Annotated in this window: 9 protein-coding genes; all 9 read left to right on the top strand. The window is 46.6% G+C overall.

What is annotated here, in order from left to right; genetic code table 11:
* Nucleotides 1-14: 14 nt before the first annotated feature.
* Complete coding sequence (locus H8S63_RS04980; RefSeq protein WP_186925908.1) at nt 15-1,739, top strand: RagB/SusD family nutrient uptake outer membrane protein; 1,725 nt, start codon at nt 15-17, stop codon at nt 1,737-1,739.
* Nucleotides 1,740-1,759: 20 nt separating this feature from the next.
* Entirely contained in the window at nt 1,760-3,424 is a 1,665-nt protein-coding gene (locus tag H8S63_RS04975) for a SusE domain-containing protein (protein WP_186925907.1), read from the top strand.
* Nucleotides 3,425-3,515: 91 nt separating this feature from the next.
* The gene (locus H8S63_RS04970) at nt 3,516-5,117 is read left to right on the top strand and encodes a DUF4832 domain-containing protein (protein ID WP_186925906.1); all 1,602 of its coding nucleotides are present in this window, start codon (nt 3,516-3,518) and stop codon (nt 5,115-5,117) included.
* Between the two features lie 21 nt (nt 5,118-5,138).
* Nucleotides 5,139-7,007, top strand: coding sequence for an FAD-dependent oxidoreductase (locus tag H8S63_RS04965; protein WP_186925905.1), 1,869 nt, complete (start codon nt 5,139-5,141; stop codon nt 7,005-7,007).
* A 7-nt stretch (nt 7,008-7,014) separates the two neighbouring features.
* On the top strand, nt 7,015-9,081 hold the full coding sequence (locus tag H8S63_RS04960) for an alpha-galactosidase (protein ID WP_186925904.1): 2,067 nt from the start codon (nt 7,015-7,017) through the stop codon (nt 9,079-9,081).
* 25 nt (nt 9,082-9,106) lie between these two features.
* The gene (locus tag H8S63_RS04955) at nt 9,107-10,402 is read left to right on the top strand and encodes an acetylxylan esterase (protein ID WP_186925903.1); all 1,296 of its coding nucleotides are present in this window, start codon (nt 9,107-9,109) and stop codon (nt 10,400-10,402) included.
* 114 nt (nt 10,403-10,516) lie between these two features.
* Nucleotides 10,517-12,313, top strand: coding sequence for a glycoside hydrolase family 2 protein (locus H8S63_RS04950; RefSeq protein ID WP_055234371.1), 1,797 nt, complete (start codon nt 10,517-10,519; stop codon nt 12,311-12,313).
* A 21-nt stretch (nt 12,314-12,334) separates the two neighbouring features.
* On the top strand, nt 12,335-13,189 hold the full coding sequence (locus H8S63_RS04945; RefSeq protein ID WP_186925902.1) for a DUF4886 domain-containing protein: 855 nt from the start codon (nt 12,335-12,337) through the stop codon (nt 13,187-13,189).
* A 15-nt stretch (nt 13,190-13,204) separates the two neighbouring features.
* The gene (locus tag H8S63_RS04940; RefSeq protein ID WP_186925901.1) at nt 13,205-15,412 is read left to right on the top strand and encodes a glycoside hydrolase family 3 N-terminal domain-containing protein; all 2,208 of its coding nucleotides are present in this window, start codon (nt 13,205-13,207) and stop codon (nt 15,410-15,412) included.
* The last annotated feature ends 13 nt before the right edge of the window (nt 15,413-15,425 follow it).

The following is a 15,425-nucleotide window of genomic DNA, read 5'->3' as shown; positions in this document are numbered from 1 at the left end:
ATTAGGAGTAGAATATGAAAACAAGAATATTATTATTAGCTGGAATGTGTTTGGGGCTCGCAGCCTGTGAGAGCATGGATCTGGTTCCTAAATCGCAAGGTAATACCGAGTCATGGTATACAACCGAAACAGAATTGCGCTTGGCATCTAATGAATTTTACATTTTGGGTTATTGGCAAGAACCTCTTAATTCGTCCGAACAATGGTCAGATAACACTACCTATCGTCAAACGAACCGTAATCCGGGAAGTGGTGGAACTATACTTGATGGAACTATGAATGGCCAGCAGTATGAAGTATATGCTTTGTGGCAACAATCATTTAAATTGATTGCTCGTGCCAACACAATGCTTGAAAATATTCATAAGGCGAAGGATAATGTAACACAGGAAGTTTACGACCGCTATGCTGGTGAAGCGTATTTTTGCCGTGCTTGTAAATACGCGGATTTGATTTTTTTCTATGGTGATGTGCCTTATCAGGAAGAGACTATCACTATTTCTGAAGCTTTGCAGCGTGGTCGTAGACCTAAAGCGGAAGTAATTCCTTTGGTATATGCTGATTTCGATAAAGCTGTTGCTAGACTGCCCGAAAGCTATGGACAGGACGAAAATATTCATGCCACTAAAGGTGCGGCACTAGCTATGAAAGCACGTTTTGCCCTTTATATGGGGGATTATGAAATAGCTGCTAAAGCTGCTAAAGACTGTATGGATCTTGAACTTTATTCATTGGAGCCCGACTATGCCAAACTTTTCAGGCAGAGTACCAAATTAAATGATGAAAAGGTATTTGTAATACCACGCTCTATTGAAAACAGTGTGATACTTGACTCTTGGATTGTGAAAAACGCTCTTCCTCGTAATGCTGGGGGATATGGATCGTATAATCCTTCATGGGATCTTTTCGCTGCATACCTCTGTACTGACGGACTTCCTATTGACGAATCTCCATTGTTTGATCCGCACAACCCATTTAAGAATCGAGACCCACGTTGTATAATGACTATTGTTGAGTTCAACACTGAACATTGTGGTTTTGAATATGACCCTAGTCCTGCAGCTAAAACCGTGATGAATTATACTACAGGTAAGAAACAAAGCAATCAAGATACTCGTATCGTGAATCAATATAGCTCATATACGGGTTTGCTGTGGAAGAAAGGCATTGATGCTAGTTGGACAGTAGACCAAAAGGTAGAGCAAGACTACATTATAATGCGTTATGCTGATGTACTGTTGATTTATGCTGAGGCTATGATAGAACTGAACCGGATTGATGACAGTGTGTTGAAAGCTATTAATATGGTACGTGCTCGTGCTTATGGAGTGAATGTAACAGCGACTGATAGCTATCCAGCCGTGACTACTACCGACCAGACTGAACTACGACGCGCTTTGCGTATAGAACGTCGCATGGAGTTTGCTATGGAAAATCAACGTTTGCAGGATTTGATGCGTTGGAAGTTGGCAGAAAAAGCACTGAACGGTTACAACTATATTATGCTTATCGATCCGACGGAGTTATTGAATAATATTGTGAATAAGAATCTTTGGTTTTGGGGAAAGACTCCGCAAATTGACGAAGATGGTCTGGCTGACTTTTCGGCTCTCTTCAATGCCGGTTATTGTTCGCAGGGTGCTAAACGTATCTTCCCCGAACGTGAATATTTGTGGCCACTACCTACACATGATGTGGAGTTGTGTCCCAACTTGTTACCTAATAATCCGGGTTATTAATCCTATAAATTATTACGAATATGAAAACAATGCATTTATATAGAAATCTTGGCGTGGTGGCTGTGGGAATGATGAGCATGCTTGCTACCTCGTGCGAAGAGGATATAGACAATACTGTCTCACGCAATCAGTCGGAGATTGAACTGGCTCCTTCGGGTGAATTTATTAAGCTCGATGAGAGCAAACCCAACGAAACAGCGGTCACCCTGAAGTGGAGTACCGCTCACGATTTTGGTGAGGATTATATCACGACTTACAAATACGAGATGCAGCTCATCGGTAGTGAGGCTACGAATATCAAGGAGTTTGATGACGATGGAGAATTCTTTCGCTCGTACACCAACGAGGAGATGCAGAAAATACTGGTCGACCATTTCGGACTTACCACCAGTACCATTGGCGAAGTACTGTTTACTGTAACAGCCAACTTTGAGGGTCCCCGTCTGATAGTGCCTGATATTGCTACGACTACGTTAAAGATAAAAACGTATGGTCCTAAGCAGTACAAAGCCGATAATCTCTATGTGGGAGGTTCCGCTGTAGGCGAAGATAATATCAAGTTGACGTTGAAAGACGAGATAAACAAGATTTATAGTTACGAAGGCGCTTTGGTAGCCGGTAAGATAAACTTCCCTGTTGATTATGCCGATGAGTTGAATGCCATTGGACCGGAAACTGCCGATGCTCCTATAACTAAAGGTGAAATGACAGGTGTTATATCCGACCGCGCCGAAGCCAATTCGTGGGTGATTCCGTCAGCGGCTACTTATCGCATCACTGTGAATATGAGCAAGCAGACTGTGAAGATAGTAGAAGCCGGTGCGGTAGTTGAGGCTGAGCAAATGTTCTTGGCGGGTACTGCTGTAGGTGAAGAACAAATTGAGATAGCCCAAACTCTCGAAAATGATCAACTTTATGCTTGGCGCGGTGAATTGAAAGCCGGTAGCCTTTACATACCGCTTACTTTCGAGGGCGAACAATCGATGGCTATTGTGCCGGAAGTAGCAGATAACCATGATATCGAAGATGGTCAGTTGGTAACGTTCGGGCAAGCACTTATCAGCAAAGTAGACAGGCAGTATTGGACTATTCCGGCTGACGGGACTTATCGTATTGTATTGAATAAGGAGGAAAAGACCATTGCTATCTATTCGGCTGCTACTGATTTGAAACCGCTTACCGTATCGTTCAATAATACTGAGTTGAAGATAAACCCATGGAGTCAAGAGGTGAATGTATTGCATATGTATGGTGGTTTTAATAGTTTTGCTAAAGACCCTGGTACTGACGAAGAAATTGAAGAAATTAAAGATATCATAAAAAATCCTCAGTGGTACTGTCAAGTGAAGTATAACCTAATCCAGAGTCTTGCCAATCCGAAAGTCTTTGTTTATAAAGGTGATGTATTGCCTCGTGATGAATATACAGATAATTATAAGGAGACCTATAGAGGTTGGGTGAACTTCAGCACTTTACGATATGCTAATAACGGATGGTTTGTTGGATCTACAGCTGACGCTAAACGTAATGATCACAATGGATATACTAAAGTAATAGCAGGCAAGGTAGAAAAGGCTGTAACAGGTCAAGCTGATAACCGCTACGCTTACTTCCTCATCCCTGAAGGCTGTAACTATGTAGTAGTGGATATAGAGAATAACACTGTACTCTTTGATATTAAATAAATCCAAAATTGAACAGAATAAGGGGTGAAGCTTCAATCACTTCACTTCTTATTCTACCTTTTAAACAATAACAATTAACGACATATATTCTATGAACAAAATAATAAAAAACAGCATCAAGACCTTGTCGATGTGCCTGTTGGCTGCTACGGCTTTTATAGGCACTGCTTGTTCAGACGATGATGACCTTACAACCGACTACAGTTGGAACATCGAAGGTAACACTACTGTCAGCATTAAGCCTGAACGTTACAAACTGCTGCGTAATCCCATGAGTGGATGGGTGATCTACGCTGGTATCGGAAGTGGCATGATGATGAATTTCTGGGATCTCTACGACAATTTCGAGTCGTCCGAAGGCACCGTGAAAGTATCCAACTATGGCAATACTCTCTATGTACGTGGTCTTTGGAGCCATTTCAATCCTGAAAGAGGTAAATATGTATGGGATGAAACTCTACAGACCGAACCGGCGGAGCGCTTCCGCATGTTGGTGGAAGGAGCTAAAGAACGCAACTTGAAACTCGCCTTCACCTTTGTGTGTGACAGTCGCGACAAGCATGAGAATGCCTGTCCCGAGTATGTGAGAGAAGCCGGTGCCGAAGGATTCACCACTACTACCGGTAGTGTAGACGTATGGACGCCTTATCCTGACGACCCCATCTTTCAGAAAGAGTATGAAGCATTCCTCACCGCTTTCGCTGCCAAATACAATGACCCCGACGTCACTCAATTTGTAAGCGGCTTTGGCTTGGGCAAATGGGGGGAAACTCACACACTGAAATACTCTACAGGTGATGAGAGCCCTAGACAAGCTGTATTCGAATGGATTACCGATGTAATGTCTCGCCTTTTCACCAAAGTGCCTATCATGATAAACTATCACCGATGCCTGCTTTCTACCAAAGGATCTGGTGATGTTGATACCGGTATATCCGCCGATTTGGTGAAACGTGCTGTAGCCAAAGGTTTCTGCCTGCGTCACGATGCTTTTGGTATGAAGCAATATTATAAGGATTGGGAGCGTGGCATCGCTGCCGCTTATCGTGGCATTGTACCTATCACTATGGAAGGTGGTTGGGTGGAATCATCCCACGGTGGTTCTATTGCCGGCGACGGTTATAAGAATTTTGCCGAAGTGCGTCAGGGAGAATATGATGAGGCTAAGGGAAGTTATGTCAATATGATGGACTTTCGTTTTGCTACCAACGTGAATACTGGTGAAACACACTCTTGGTTTAACACTGCTTTCCACTTGGTAAAGGAGTTTATAGCCGAAGGTGGTTACCGTCTCTATCCCGACCGTTTATCTATTCCTACTACAGCCCGTAGTGGTAGCAACGTATCACTTACTCACCGTTGGTCGAATCTGGGTTGGGGGTATTGCCCTACCAATCTGCCGCAGTACGGTGACAAATACAAATTGGCCATCGCTTTGCTTGATAAAAATACAGAAAAGCCTGCCCGCATCTATATAGAAGAGAAAGCGGACATTGCTACCTGGATGAGCGGAAAGCCCAAAACCTATACTAGTAACATCAAACTCACCGATGTAGCCGCAGGTACTTACACTTGGGCAGTGGGATTGGTAGATACGACCAAAGAGAACGCTATCGGTATCTTACTCTCGGCCCGCGATGAGTATCAAACCGCTGAAGGTTGGGTAAAAGTAGGAGATATAACTATTCAATAATCATAAAAACGCTGTGCTGTGATGAAAAAAATCTTACTGACATGCATAGCCGTAGCCTGTAGCCTTGTGGCTGTAGCCGAAGAACTGCTCATCGAAGCAGAAAGCTTCAGCCAGCGAGGCGGCTGGGTGCTCGACCAGCAGTTCATGGATCAAATGGGTTCGCCCTATCTCATGGCACATGGCATGGGCATCCCTGTGGCGGATGCTACGGCAGAAATCAACATTCCCCAGGCGGGCACTTACTACGTATATGCCCGTACTTACAACTGGACTTCACCTTGGACCGATGCCGAAGGTCCCGGAAAATTCCGCCTGGCTTTAGGCGGCAAATTGCTGAAAGCTACATTAGGACATACAGGTAATTCCTGGCAATGGCAATTTGCCGGAAAGACAGTATTGAAAGCAGGGACTACCACCCTTGCGCTGAAAGACCTCACCGGTTTCGACGGTCGTTGCGATGCCATTTACCTTACGACCGATGCGAACACGCAACCCGCTACCTGGGATACGGCAGAGACAGCGGCACTTCGTACCCGCCTGCGACAACAACAGACGGTGCCCGCTCATCAATACGACTTTGTGGTAGTAGGAGGGGGAATAGCCGGAATGTGTGCTGCCGCATCTGCTGCCCGATTAGGTTGTAAGGTAGCACTAGTGAATGACCGTCCTGTATTGGGCGGCAATAACTCGTCGGAGATTCGTGTACATCTCGGCGGTATCATCGAAATGGGGCCTAATCAGGGATTGGGTCGTATGATACGTGAGTTTGGCCATGAGCGTTCCGGCAATGCCCAACCGGGCGACTACTATGAAGATCAGAAGAAGGAAGACTTTATAGAGGCCGAAAAGAACATTACCCTTTATGCCTCTCAGCGTGCGGTAGCCGTGAAGATGCAAGCAGACCGCATTGCGTCAGTCACTATCCAGCATATCGAGACGGGCGAACAAACCGAACTTACCGCTCCTCTCTTTAGCGACTGCACAGGCGACGCTACCATAGGCTATTTAGCCGGTGCCGATTGGGCTATGGGACGTGAAGGTCGCGATGAATATGGCGAGAGCCTTGCTCCCGAGCAACCCGACTCATTGGTGATGGGGGCCTCTATACAATGGTATAGTAAGGACATGAAGAAGAAAACCTCATTCCCTCATTTTGAATATGGCGTGCGCTTTGGCGCTGAAAACTGTGAGCCTGTAACCATGGGCGAGTGGAAATGGGAAACGGGTATGAACCGCAATCAAGTCAGCGAAGCTGAACGTGTACGCGACTATGGACTTTTGGTGATATATTCCAACTGGAGCTATCTGAAGAATCACTATAAAGACCATAAGAAGTATGCCAACCGTTCCCTCGACTGGGTGGCGTATGTTTCAGGCAAACGTGAATCACGCCGTCTCTTGGGCGACTACGTACTGTCACAGGACGATATAGACAAGAATGTGGCGCACGAGGATGCTTCGTTCACCACTACCTGGAGCATCGACCTTCACTTCCCCGACAGCGTGAACAGTGTACGTTTTCCCGGCAATGAATTCAAGTCGGCTACGGTGCATCGTTGGATTCATCCTTATGCCGTTCCCTATCGCTGTCTCTATTCGCGCAATGTGGACAACCTCTTTATGGCAGGCCGCAATATGAGCTGCACCCATGTAGCCTTGGGTACGGTACGTGTGATGCGTACTACCGGCATGATGGGTGAAGTAGTAGGTATGGCAGCCGGACTTTGCCACAAACATCGTGTAGAGCCACGCGACATCTATCATCATCACCTGCCCGAATTGAAGCAACTTATGCAAGCGGGGCTGGGCAAACGCGATGTGCCCGATAACCAACGCTTCAACGAACCCAACAAATTGTTGGAAGTTCCGGGAGCTTACATCAAACCGTAGACAAACTATGAGCAAAAAAAATATTATTACGATATTTCTATCGGCAATATGTACCTTGCCGCTTTGGGGAGGACAACAGTATTACGCTTTTCTGAAAGGTGATACGCTACGTATGGGCAATAACTATATGGAACGCGTCATGCTGTGGAATAACGGTGCCCCTGTTACCATCAGCCTTACTGACAAGCAACACGGAAAAATCATTCCGGCACAGGGTAAACAACCCGATTTCTCGATTGTGAAAGGTATCCCTACGGATGCTACACTTACCGTGAACGAGATACCGACGAACGGCATCCACGCCAGTTATTTGCAGGCTACCGTGGCTTGCACTATCGGTTCGCTGAATATAGAGCGTCGTTATCGCATTTATGCAGACTGTCCCGCCATTGCTTGCGACACCTATCTGAAAGGGCAAGTGGAACTTTATCAGAATAAGGAGGATAACCGTTCTAACGCCGACCGCAAAAATATAGAGCACACGGCCGATATGGCTACGGGGGTGAAAACTCCCACGCTCGACAGGTTGCAACTATCCGGCAATCATTGGAGTGCCCGCACAATAGAGTTTTTCGACTACACCGATTGGAACGACAATCTGGTGGCCGGGCGTACTTGGCTTCCTTACCGTCGCAATACATATCGTGGTAATTTGCTTTTTGCTCATGACGTAGTTACGCGTCAAGGCTTCTTTTTTTTGAAAGAGGCTCCTAGCAGCAGTACCCAATTACATTATCCGGGTTCTGACTTCGTGGCGGACTTTAGCGATTTTATGGTAGTGGGGCTGGGCATTGCGTCTCATGATGTAAAGCCGGATAGCTGGACCCGCGTTTATGGATGCGTTACCGGCATCTATACCGGCGGCGAGCAAGAAGCGCTTACTGCCCTGCGCCTCTATCAGAAACAACTGCGCCATCATACCGCCGTACAGGATGAGATGATTATGCTCAATACCTGGGGCGACCGTAGCCAGGATGCCAAAATAGATGAGGCTTTCTGTCTGGCAGAACTGGATCGTGCCGCACGCATGGGCATCACCCTCTTTCAACTGGACGATGGCTGGCAGAGCGGAAAAAGCCCTAACTCGAAGACTGCCGGAGGTAGTTTTAAGGATATCTGGAAAAGTGGCGATTACTGGACGCCCAACCCCACAAAGTTCCCTCATGGGCTGAAACCTATTGTAGAGAAAGGCAAGAAATTGGGTATTCGCATCGGATTATGGTTCAATCCCAGCATACAGAATGATTTTGCCGATTGGCAAAAAGATGCGCAAGCCATTATCGGACTTTATAAGAAGTACGGCATCTGCTGTTTCAAGATAGACGGCTTGCAGATACCTACCAAGACAGCCGAACAGAATCTGCGCCGACTGTTTGATACCGTGTTGGAGCAAACCAACTATGAAGTGATTTTCAACCTCGATGCCACTGCCGGTCGTCGCGGCGGGTATCACTATATGAACGAGTACGGCAACATCTTTCTGGAAAACCGCTATACCGATTGGGGCAACTATTACCCTTATCGCACCTTGCGCAACCTCTGGATGCTGTCTCGCTATGTACCGGCGGAGAAGATGCAGATAGAGTTCCTTAATAAATGGCGCAATGTCGACAAGTATGACGCTGCCGATCCTTTTGCCCCCGCCCGTTACAGTTTCGATTACCTCTTTGCCATCACCTTGGCGGCACAGCCGTTGGCTTGGATGGAGGCTTCGAACCTGCCCGAAGAGGCTTATATTACGGCATCTCTGCTCAAGAAATACCAACCTTTGCAACTCCGGTTTCATCAAGGCGTCATACTGCCCGTTGGTGAAGAACCTTCGGGACGCTCGTGGACAGGATTCCAATCGACCGTCTCCGGCACGCAAGGCTATCTTGTTGTTTACCGTGAAGACAACGAGCAAGCCAGGGGGACTATTGACACTTGGCTTCCTGAGGGTAAGAAAGTTACTTTTACCCCTGTAATGGGAAGTGGTAAGAAGTTTGCCGCAAAAGTCGGCGCACAGGGTAAAGTCAGTTTCGAACTGAATGATAAGAACTCTTTCGCGCTTTATCAATACGAAGTGAAACCATGAAAAGACTATTAACAATAACGGAATTATGATAAAAAGTTTGCGTTTTGTTTTTCTTGCTTTGTTTGTCGTCCTGCAATTTGTTGCATACGGGCAACCGGCAGAAAGACTGATTCAAGTGCAGGTCACTCCCGACCACACCAATTGGCTGTATAAACCGGGAGAAAAAGTGAAATTCAAAGTGGCTGTATTGAAATGCAATATCCCGCAGGATAATCTGGAAGTGCGCTATGAGATTTCGGAAGACATGATGAAACCTCATCAGACAGGCAAACAGCCTTTGAAGAATGAAAAGCTTGAAATTAACGCAGGGACTATGAAAAAAGAAGGGTTCCTGCGTTGCCGCGCTTTCGTCACTTGCCAAGGGCGTGAGTATGAAGGCGTGGCTACCGTCGGCTTCTCTCCTGAGAAATTGCAACCGACCACTCCGTTGCCCGCCGACTTTCTGGAATTTTGGAAAAGCACCAAAGAAGCCGCAGAAAAGTGGGCACTGGAACCAATAATGACTTTACTGCCGGAAAGGTGTACAGATAAGGTGAACGTATATCATGTCTCCTTCGCGAACAATGACTATGCGTCCCGTATGTACGGCATCCTTTGTGTTCCGAAGGCTTCCGGGAAATATCCGGCGATTCTGAAAGTGCCGGGGGCAGGTATCCGTGCCTATAACGGAGAAGCCGAACGTGCTGGAAAAGGTTTTATCATTCTGGAAATCGGTATCCACGGCATTCCGGTCAACCTGACGGGAGATGTGTATCACCGGCTTTATAACGGTGCTTTGAAGAATTACCACTCGTTCAATATGGACAATCGGGACAAGTACTATTACAAACGGGTTTATACAGGCTGTGTGAGAGCCATTGATTTCATTTACACACTTCCCGGATTCAATGGTAATCTGGCGACCTTTGGAGGAAGCCAGGGCGGTGCGCTTTCCATTGTGATTGCCGGACTCGATGATCGTGTCAAGGGATTGGTTTCTTTCTATCCAGCCTTGTGTGATATGGCGGGTTATACCCACGGTCGTGCAGGCGGTTGGCCGCATATGTTGAAGGATGAGAAGAACCGGACACCGGAAAAGATTAAAACCGTTCAGTATTTTGATGTGGTGAACTTTGCCCGACAGGTCAAAGTTCCGGGATTCTATACTTTTGGTTATAATGATATGGTCTGTCCGCCTACCACCACTTACTCCGCTTACAACGTGATTAATGCTCCGAAAGAGCTGTTTGTAGCTGAGACGACCGCTCATTATGCCTATGCCGAACAGTGGAGCGCAGCCTGGAACTGGGTAATGAATTTCCTGAAAAATAAATCGAAATAGCACGGATTACACGGATTAACACTGTTGTTTTACCTATTCTATTCTAAAAACCATGAAATCCGTATAATCCGTGCCTGAACTTATTATATACACTAATTATAACAACATACTTAAATGAAAACAGGTGAGAAATTAAGTCTATGTCTATTGTTGCTAATCGTTTTTGCTGGAAGCGTTGCGGCACAGGAGCTGATAACGAATGTATATGGTCGCAACATCCATTCGCTGAATGGTAAATGGAATGCTATCATCGACCTGTACGACCAGGGGCAACGGATGAAAATCTATGAGAACCGGCAACCGGAAGGAAATATCGATTTCTATGAATACGCGTTTGAAGGCGGGTTGCGTCTTAATGTTCCGGGAGACTGGAACTCTCAATCGCCCGAATTGAAGTATTACGAAGGCACTGTATGGTATGCTCGTCACTTTGATGCCAAACGCTTGGCAGACAAACGCCAGTTTCTTTATTTCGGTGCTGTCAGCTATCGTTGCAAAGTCTACCTGAACGGAAAAGAGATAGCAGAGCACGAAGGCGGTTTTACTCCTTTCCAAGTGGAAGTGACAGACTTGTTGAAAGACGGCGACAACTTCCTGGCGGTAGAAGTGAACAACCGCCGTACCAAAGACGCCATTCCCGCTATGGCATTCGATTGGTGGAACTATGGCGGCATCACAAGAGATGTGCTGTTGGTGAAAACTCCCCGGACATTTATAGAAGATTATTTTATCCAACTGGATAAAAATGCTCCCGACCGGATAATTGCCCGTGTGCGTCTTTCTGATAAAAAAGCAGGTGAGAAAGTAACAGTTGCCATCCCCGAACTCAAAATCAACGCGGAGCTTACCACCGATGCAGAAGGAAAGGCGGAAACCGTGTTGAATGCGAAGAAGCTGCAACGCTGGTCGCCTGAAGAACCGAAACTCTATGGCGTGACTGTATCTTCAAATACCGACCGCGTGGAAGAGCAAATAGGCTTCCGCAATATCACCGTGAAAGGAACTGATATTTACCTGAACGGGAAGCCGACATTTATGTGCTGTATCTCTTTCCACGAAGAAATCCCGCAACGTATGGGGCGTGCTTTCTCGGAAGCCGATGCAGCCATGTTGCTGAATGAAGCGAAAGCGCTTGGCGTGAACATGATTCGCCTGGCTCATTATCCGCAGAATGAGTACACGGTACGCCTGGCGGAAAAGATGGGCTTCCTTCTCTGGCAGGAGATTCCCATTTGGCAAGGCATTGACTTTACAGACGATGATACCCGTAAGAAAGCGCAGAGGATGCTTTCTGAAATGATTAAGCGCGATCAAAACCGCTGCGCAGTAGGTTATTGGGGGGTTGCCAATGAAACACAGCCTTCCAAAGAACGGAATGAATTCCTTACTTCCTTGCTCGAAACGGGAAAGCAGCTGGACACTACCCGCCTGTATGTTGCCGCTTTCGACCTTGTGCACTTCAATAGCGAAAAACAGCGTTTTGTAATGGAAGATTCTTTTACTTCCCAACTGGACGTCGTAGCTATCAATAAATATATGGGCTGGTATCATCCGTGGCCTGTAGAGCCGAAAGACGCCATATGGGAAGTAGTGACGGACAAACCGTTGATTATCTCGGAATTTGGCGGCGAAGCATTGTACGGTCAGTCCGGTGATGAGAATGTGGTCAGCTCCTGGAGTGAGGAATATCAGGCACGTCTGTATAGGGATAATATCCGTATGTTCGACAATATCCCGAACCTGCGTGGTGTATCTCCCTGGATTCTGTTCGACTTCCGTTCGCCGTTCCGTTTCCACCCCACCAATCAGGATGGCTGGAACCGCAAAGGACTCATATCCGACCAGGGTATGCGTAAGAAAGCGTGGTATCTGATGAGAGATTATTACATGAAAAAGAGAAATAACCGATAAGTTTAGCTATATTTGAATGTGATGAAGCAATATAAGATTGTAGTGATTTGTATGTGCATACTGCTCCTTCTTGCCGGAGGAGCGTATGCGCAGCAAAAAACGGTCAGGATACTTGCCATCGGCAACAGCTTCTCCCAAGATGCCGTGGAGCAATATCTGCATGAACTTGCCGAAGCCGAAGGCATTTCAACCATAATCGGCAATATGTTTATTGGCGGCTGTTCTCTAGAACGTCATGTGAAAAATGCCCGTGACAATGCTCCTGCCTATGCCTACCGGAAAATCGGTACGGATGGAAAGAAACGGGAAAAGGGCAAGATGTCTTTGGAAACGGTGTTGGCAGATGAAGACTGGGATTACGTCAGCCTGCAACAGGCAAGTCCTTTTTCGGGAATGTACGAGACGTATGAAGCCTCTTTGCCGGAACTTATAGAATATGTAAAAGCACGCCTTCCAAAGAAAACAAAGCTGATGCTGCACCAAACCTGGGCATATGCGTCTACTTCCAAGCATAGTGGATTTAAAAACTACAACTGCAATCAACTGACCATGTATCAGGCCATTGCCGATGCAGTGAAGAAGGCGGCTAAGGTGAATAAGATAAAGATTGTCATCCCTTCGGGCACTGCTATACAGAATGCCCGTACTTCTTTTATCGGCGACCATCTGAACAGGGACGGCTATCATCTGGATGTGAAGGTTGGACGTTATACCGCTGCCTGCACCTGGTTCGAACGAATCTTCAAACACAATGTAGTCGGGAATCCTTATGCTCCGGAAGGGCTGGATGAGGCGCGGAAAGCTGTTGCCCAGAAAGCTGCCCATGCAGCAGTAAAGCATCCGTATAAAGTGACTGACCTGTTTATTACTAACTAACCGACGAAAATACAAATGAGAAAAAAAGCATTAGTTTACGGAATCTGTTTGCTGGGTACGGTATGTACCCTTTCAGCAAAGGATAAAAAAGGGGGTGCATTATATAAAGACGCAAAGGCTCCGATTGAGAAACGCGTAGACGACTTGTTATCCCGCATGACTCTGGAAGAGAAAGTGATGCAGTTGAACCAATATACCTTGGGACGGAACAACAACGTGAATAATGTAGGCGAAGAGGTAAAGAAAGTGCCGGCGGAAATCGGTTCTCTGATTTACTTCGAGACAAATCCCGAACTGCGTAATAATATGCAGAAGAAAGCGATGGAGGAATCCCGCCTGGGTATTCCTATTATTTTCGGTTATGACGCGATTCATGGATTCCGTACCGTGTATCCTATTTCGTTGGCGCAAGCTTGTTCCTGGAATCCGGATTTGGTGGAACAGGCGTGTGCTGTATCTGCGCAGGAAGCCCGTATGTCGGGAGTGGACTGGACGTTCTCGCCGATGATTGACGTAGCACGTGACCCTCGTTGGGGACGTGTGGCGGAAGGCTATGGCGAAGACCCTTATGCGAACGGAGTGTTCGGCGCAGCTTCTGTCAGAGGGTATCAAGGTGATAATATGTCGGCAGAAAACCGTGTGGCAGCTTGTCTGAAACATTATGTAGGCTACGGGGCATCCGAAGCCGGGCGTGATTATGTTTATACCGAAATCTCCAAACAAACTCTTTGGGATACTTATCTGCTCCCTTATGAAATGGGGGTGAAAGCCGGTGCGGCAACTCTGATGAGTTCTTTTAATGATATCAGCGGTGTACCGGGTTCGGCAAACCCTTATACTATGACCGAGATATTAAAGAACCGTTGGAGACATGACGGTTTTATCGTTTCCGACTGGGGAGCTATCGAACAGTTAAAAAATCAGGGATTGGCAGCAACCAAAAAGGAAGCAGCCCGGTATGCGTTTACCGCCGGTCTTGAAATGGATATGATGTCTCATGCTTATGACCGTCATTTGCAGGAGTTGGTAGAAGAAGGCAAGGTATCAATGGCTCAAGTGGATGAAGCTGTCCGCCGTGTCTTACTTCTGAAATTCCATCTCGGCTTGTTCGAACGTCCTTATACTCCCGCTACAACAGAGAAAGAACGTTTCTTCCGTCCGAAAAGCATGGATATTGCCGCCCGGCTTGCGGCAGAATCCATGGTATTGCTGAAAAACGAAAACAACGTTTTACCACTGACAGATAAAAAGAAGATTGCCGTGATAGGTCCTATGGCAAAAAATGGCTGGGACTTGTTAGGCTCCTGGCGTGGTCACGGAAAGGATACCGATGTGGCAATGCTTTATGATGGTCTGGCTGCTGAATTTGCAGGAAAAGCCGAACTGCGTTACGCATTAGGCTGCAATACACAAGGAGATAACCGCGAAGGATTTGCAGAAGCATTGGAAGCTGCACGCTGGTCTGATGTTGTTGTTCTTTGCTTGGGCGAGATGATGACTTGGAGCGGAGAGAATGCTTCCCGTTCTTCCATCGCACTACCACAGATGCAGGAAGAACTGGCAAAAGAACTGAAGAAAGTCGGCAAGCCTGTCGTACTGATATTGGTCAACGGTCGTCCGTTGGAATTGAACCGTCTGGAACCGGTTTCTGATGCCATACTGGAAATCTGGCAGCCGGGTGTGAATGGCGCACTGCCGATGGCGGGAATATTGTCCGGACGTATTAATCCTTCCGGTAAACTTGCCATGACCTTCCCTTATTCGACGGGGCAGATTCCTATTTATTATAACCGCCGTAAGAGCGGACGTGGACATCAGGGATTTTATAAAGATATCACAAGTGACCCGTTATATCCTTTCGGTCACGGACTGAGCTACACAGAATTCAAGTATGGCACTGTTACCCCTTCTGCCACTAAAGTGAAGCGTGGCGAGAAGCTCTCGGCGGAAGTGACTGTCACCAATATCGGTGCCCGTGACGGAGCAGAAACTGTCCACTGGTTTATTTCCGACCCGTATTGCTCGATTACCCGTCCTGTAAAAGAACTGAAACACTTTGAAAAGCAGCTTATCAAAGCCGGAGAAACGAAAACTTTCCGTTTCGACATAGACCTGGAACGTGATTTCGGATTTGTCAATGAGGACGGTAAACGATTCCTCGAAACCGGAGAATACAATATTCACGTACTGGGACAGACCGTTAAAATAGAATTGATAGACTAAAACACATGATCAC

Origin of the sequence: Bacteroides sp. NSJ-39 (genome assembly GCF_014287315.1) — a bacterium.
Lineage (GTDB): Bacteria > Bacteroidota > Bacteroidia > Bacteroidales > Bacteroidaceae > Bacteroides > Bacteroides finegoldii.
Note: the sequence above shows the minus strand (reverse complement) of the source record. Positions and strands in the feature narration are given on the sequence as shown.

What these genes read in the sequence shown, in the direction of transcription:
- H8S63_RS04980 (WP_186925908.1), top strand. Translation starts at nt 15, where the DNA reads ATGAAAACAAGAATATTATTATTAGCTGGAATGTGTTTGGGGCTCGCA.
- H8S63_RS04975 (WP_186925907.1), top strand. Translation starts at nt 1,760, where the DNA reads ATGAAAACAATGCATTTATATAGAAATCTTGGCGTGGTGGCTGTGGGA.
- H8S63_RS04970 (WP_186925906.1), top strand. Translation starts at nt 3,516, where the DNA reads ATGAACAAAATAATAAAAAACAGCATCAAGACCTTGTCGATGTGCCTG.
- H8S63_RS04965 (WP_186925905.1), top strand. Translation starts at nt 5,139, where the DNA reads ATGAAAAAAATCTTACTGACATGCATAGCCGTAGCCTGTAGCCTTGTG.
- H8S63_RS04960 (WP_186925904.1), top strand. Translation starts at nt 7,015, where the DNA reads ATGAGCAAAAAAAATATTATTACGATATTTCTATCGGCAATATGTACC.
- H8S63_RS04955 (WP_186925903.1), top strand. Translation starts at nt 9,107, where the DNA reads ATGATAAAAAGTTTGCGTTTTGTTTTTCTTGCTTTGTTTGTCGTCCTG.
- H8S63_RS04950 (WP_055234371.1), top strand. Translation starts at nt 10,517, where the DNA reads ATGAAAACAGGTGAGAAATTAAGTCTATGTCTATTGTTGCTAATCGTT.
- H8S63_RS04945 (WP_186925902.1), top strand. Translation starts at nt 12,335, where the DNA reads ATGAAGCAATATAAGATTGTAGTGATTTGTATGTGCATACTGCTCCTT.
- H8S63_RS04940 (WP_186925901.1), top strand. Translation starts at nt 13,205, where the DNA reads ATGAGAAAAAAAGCATTAGTTTACGGAATCTGTTTGCTGGGTACGGTA.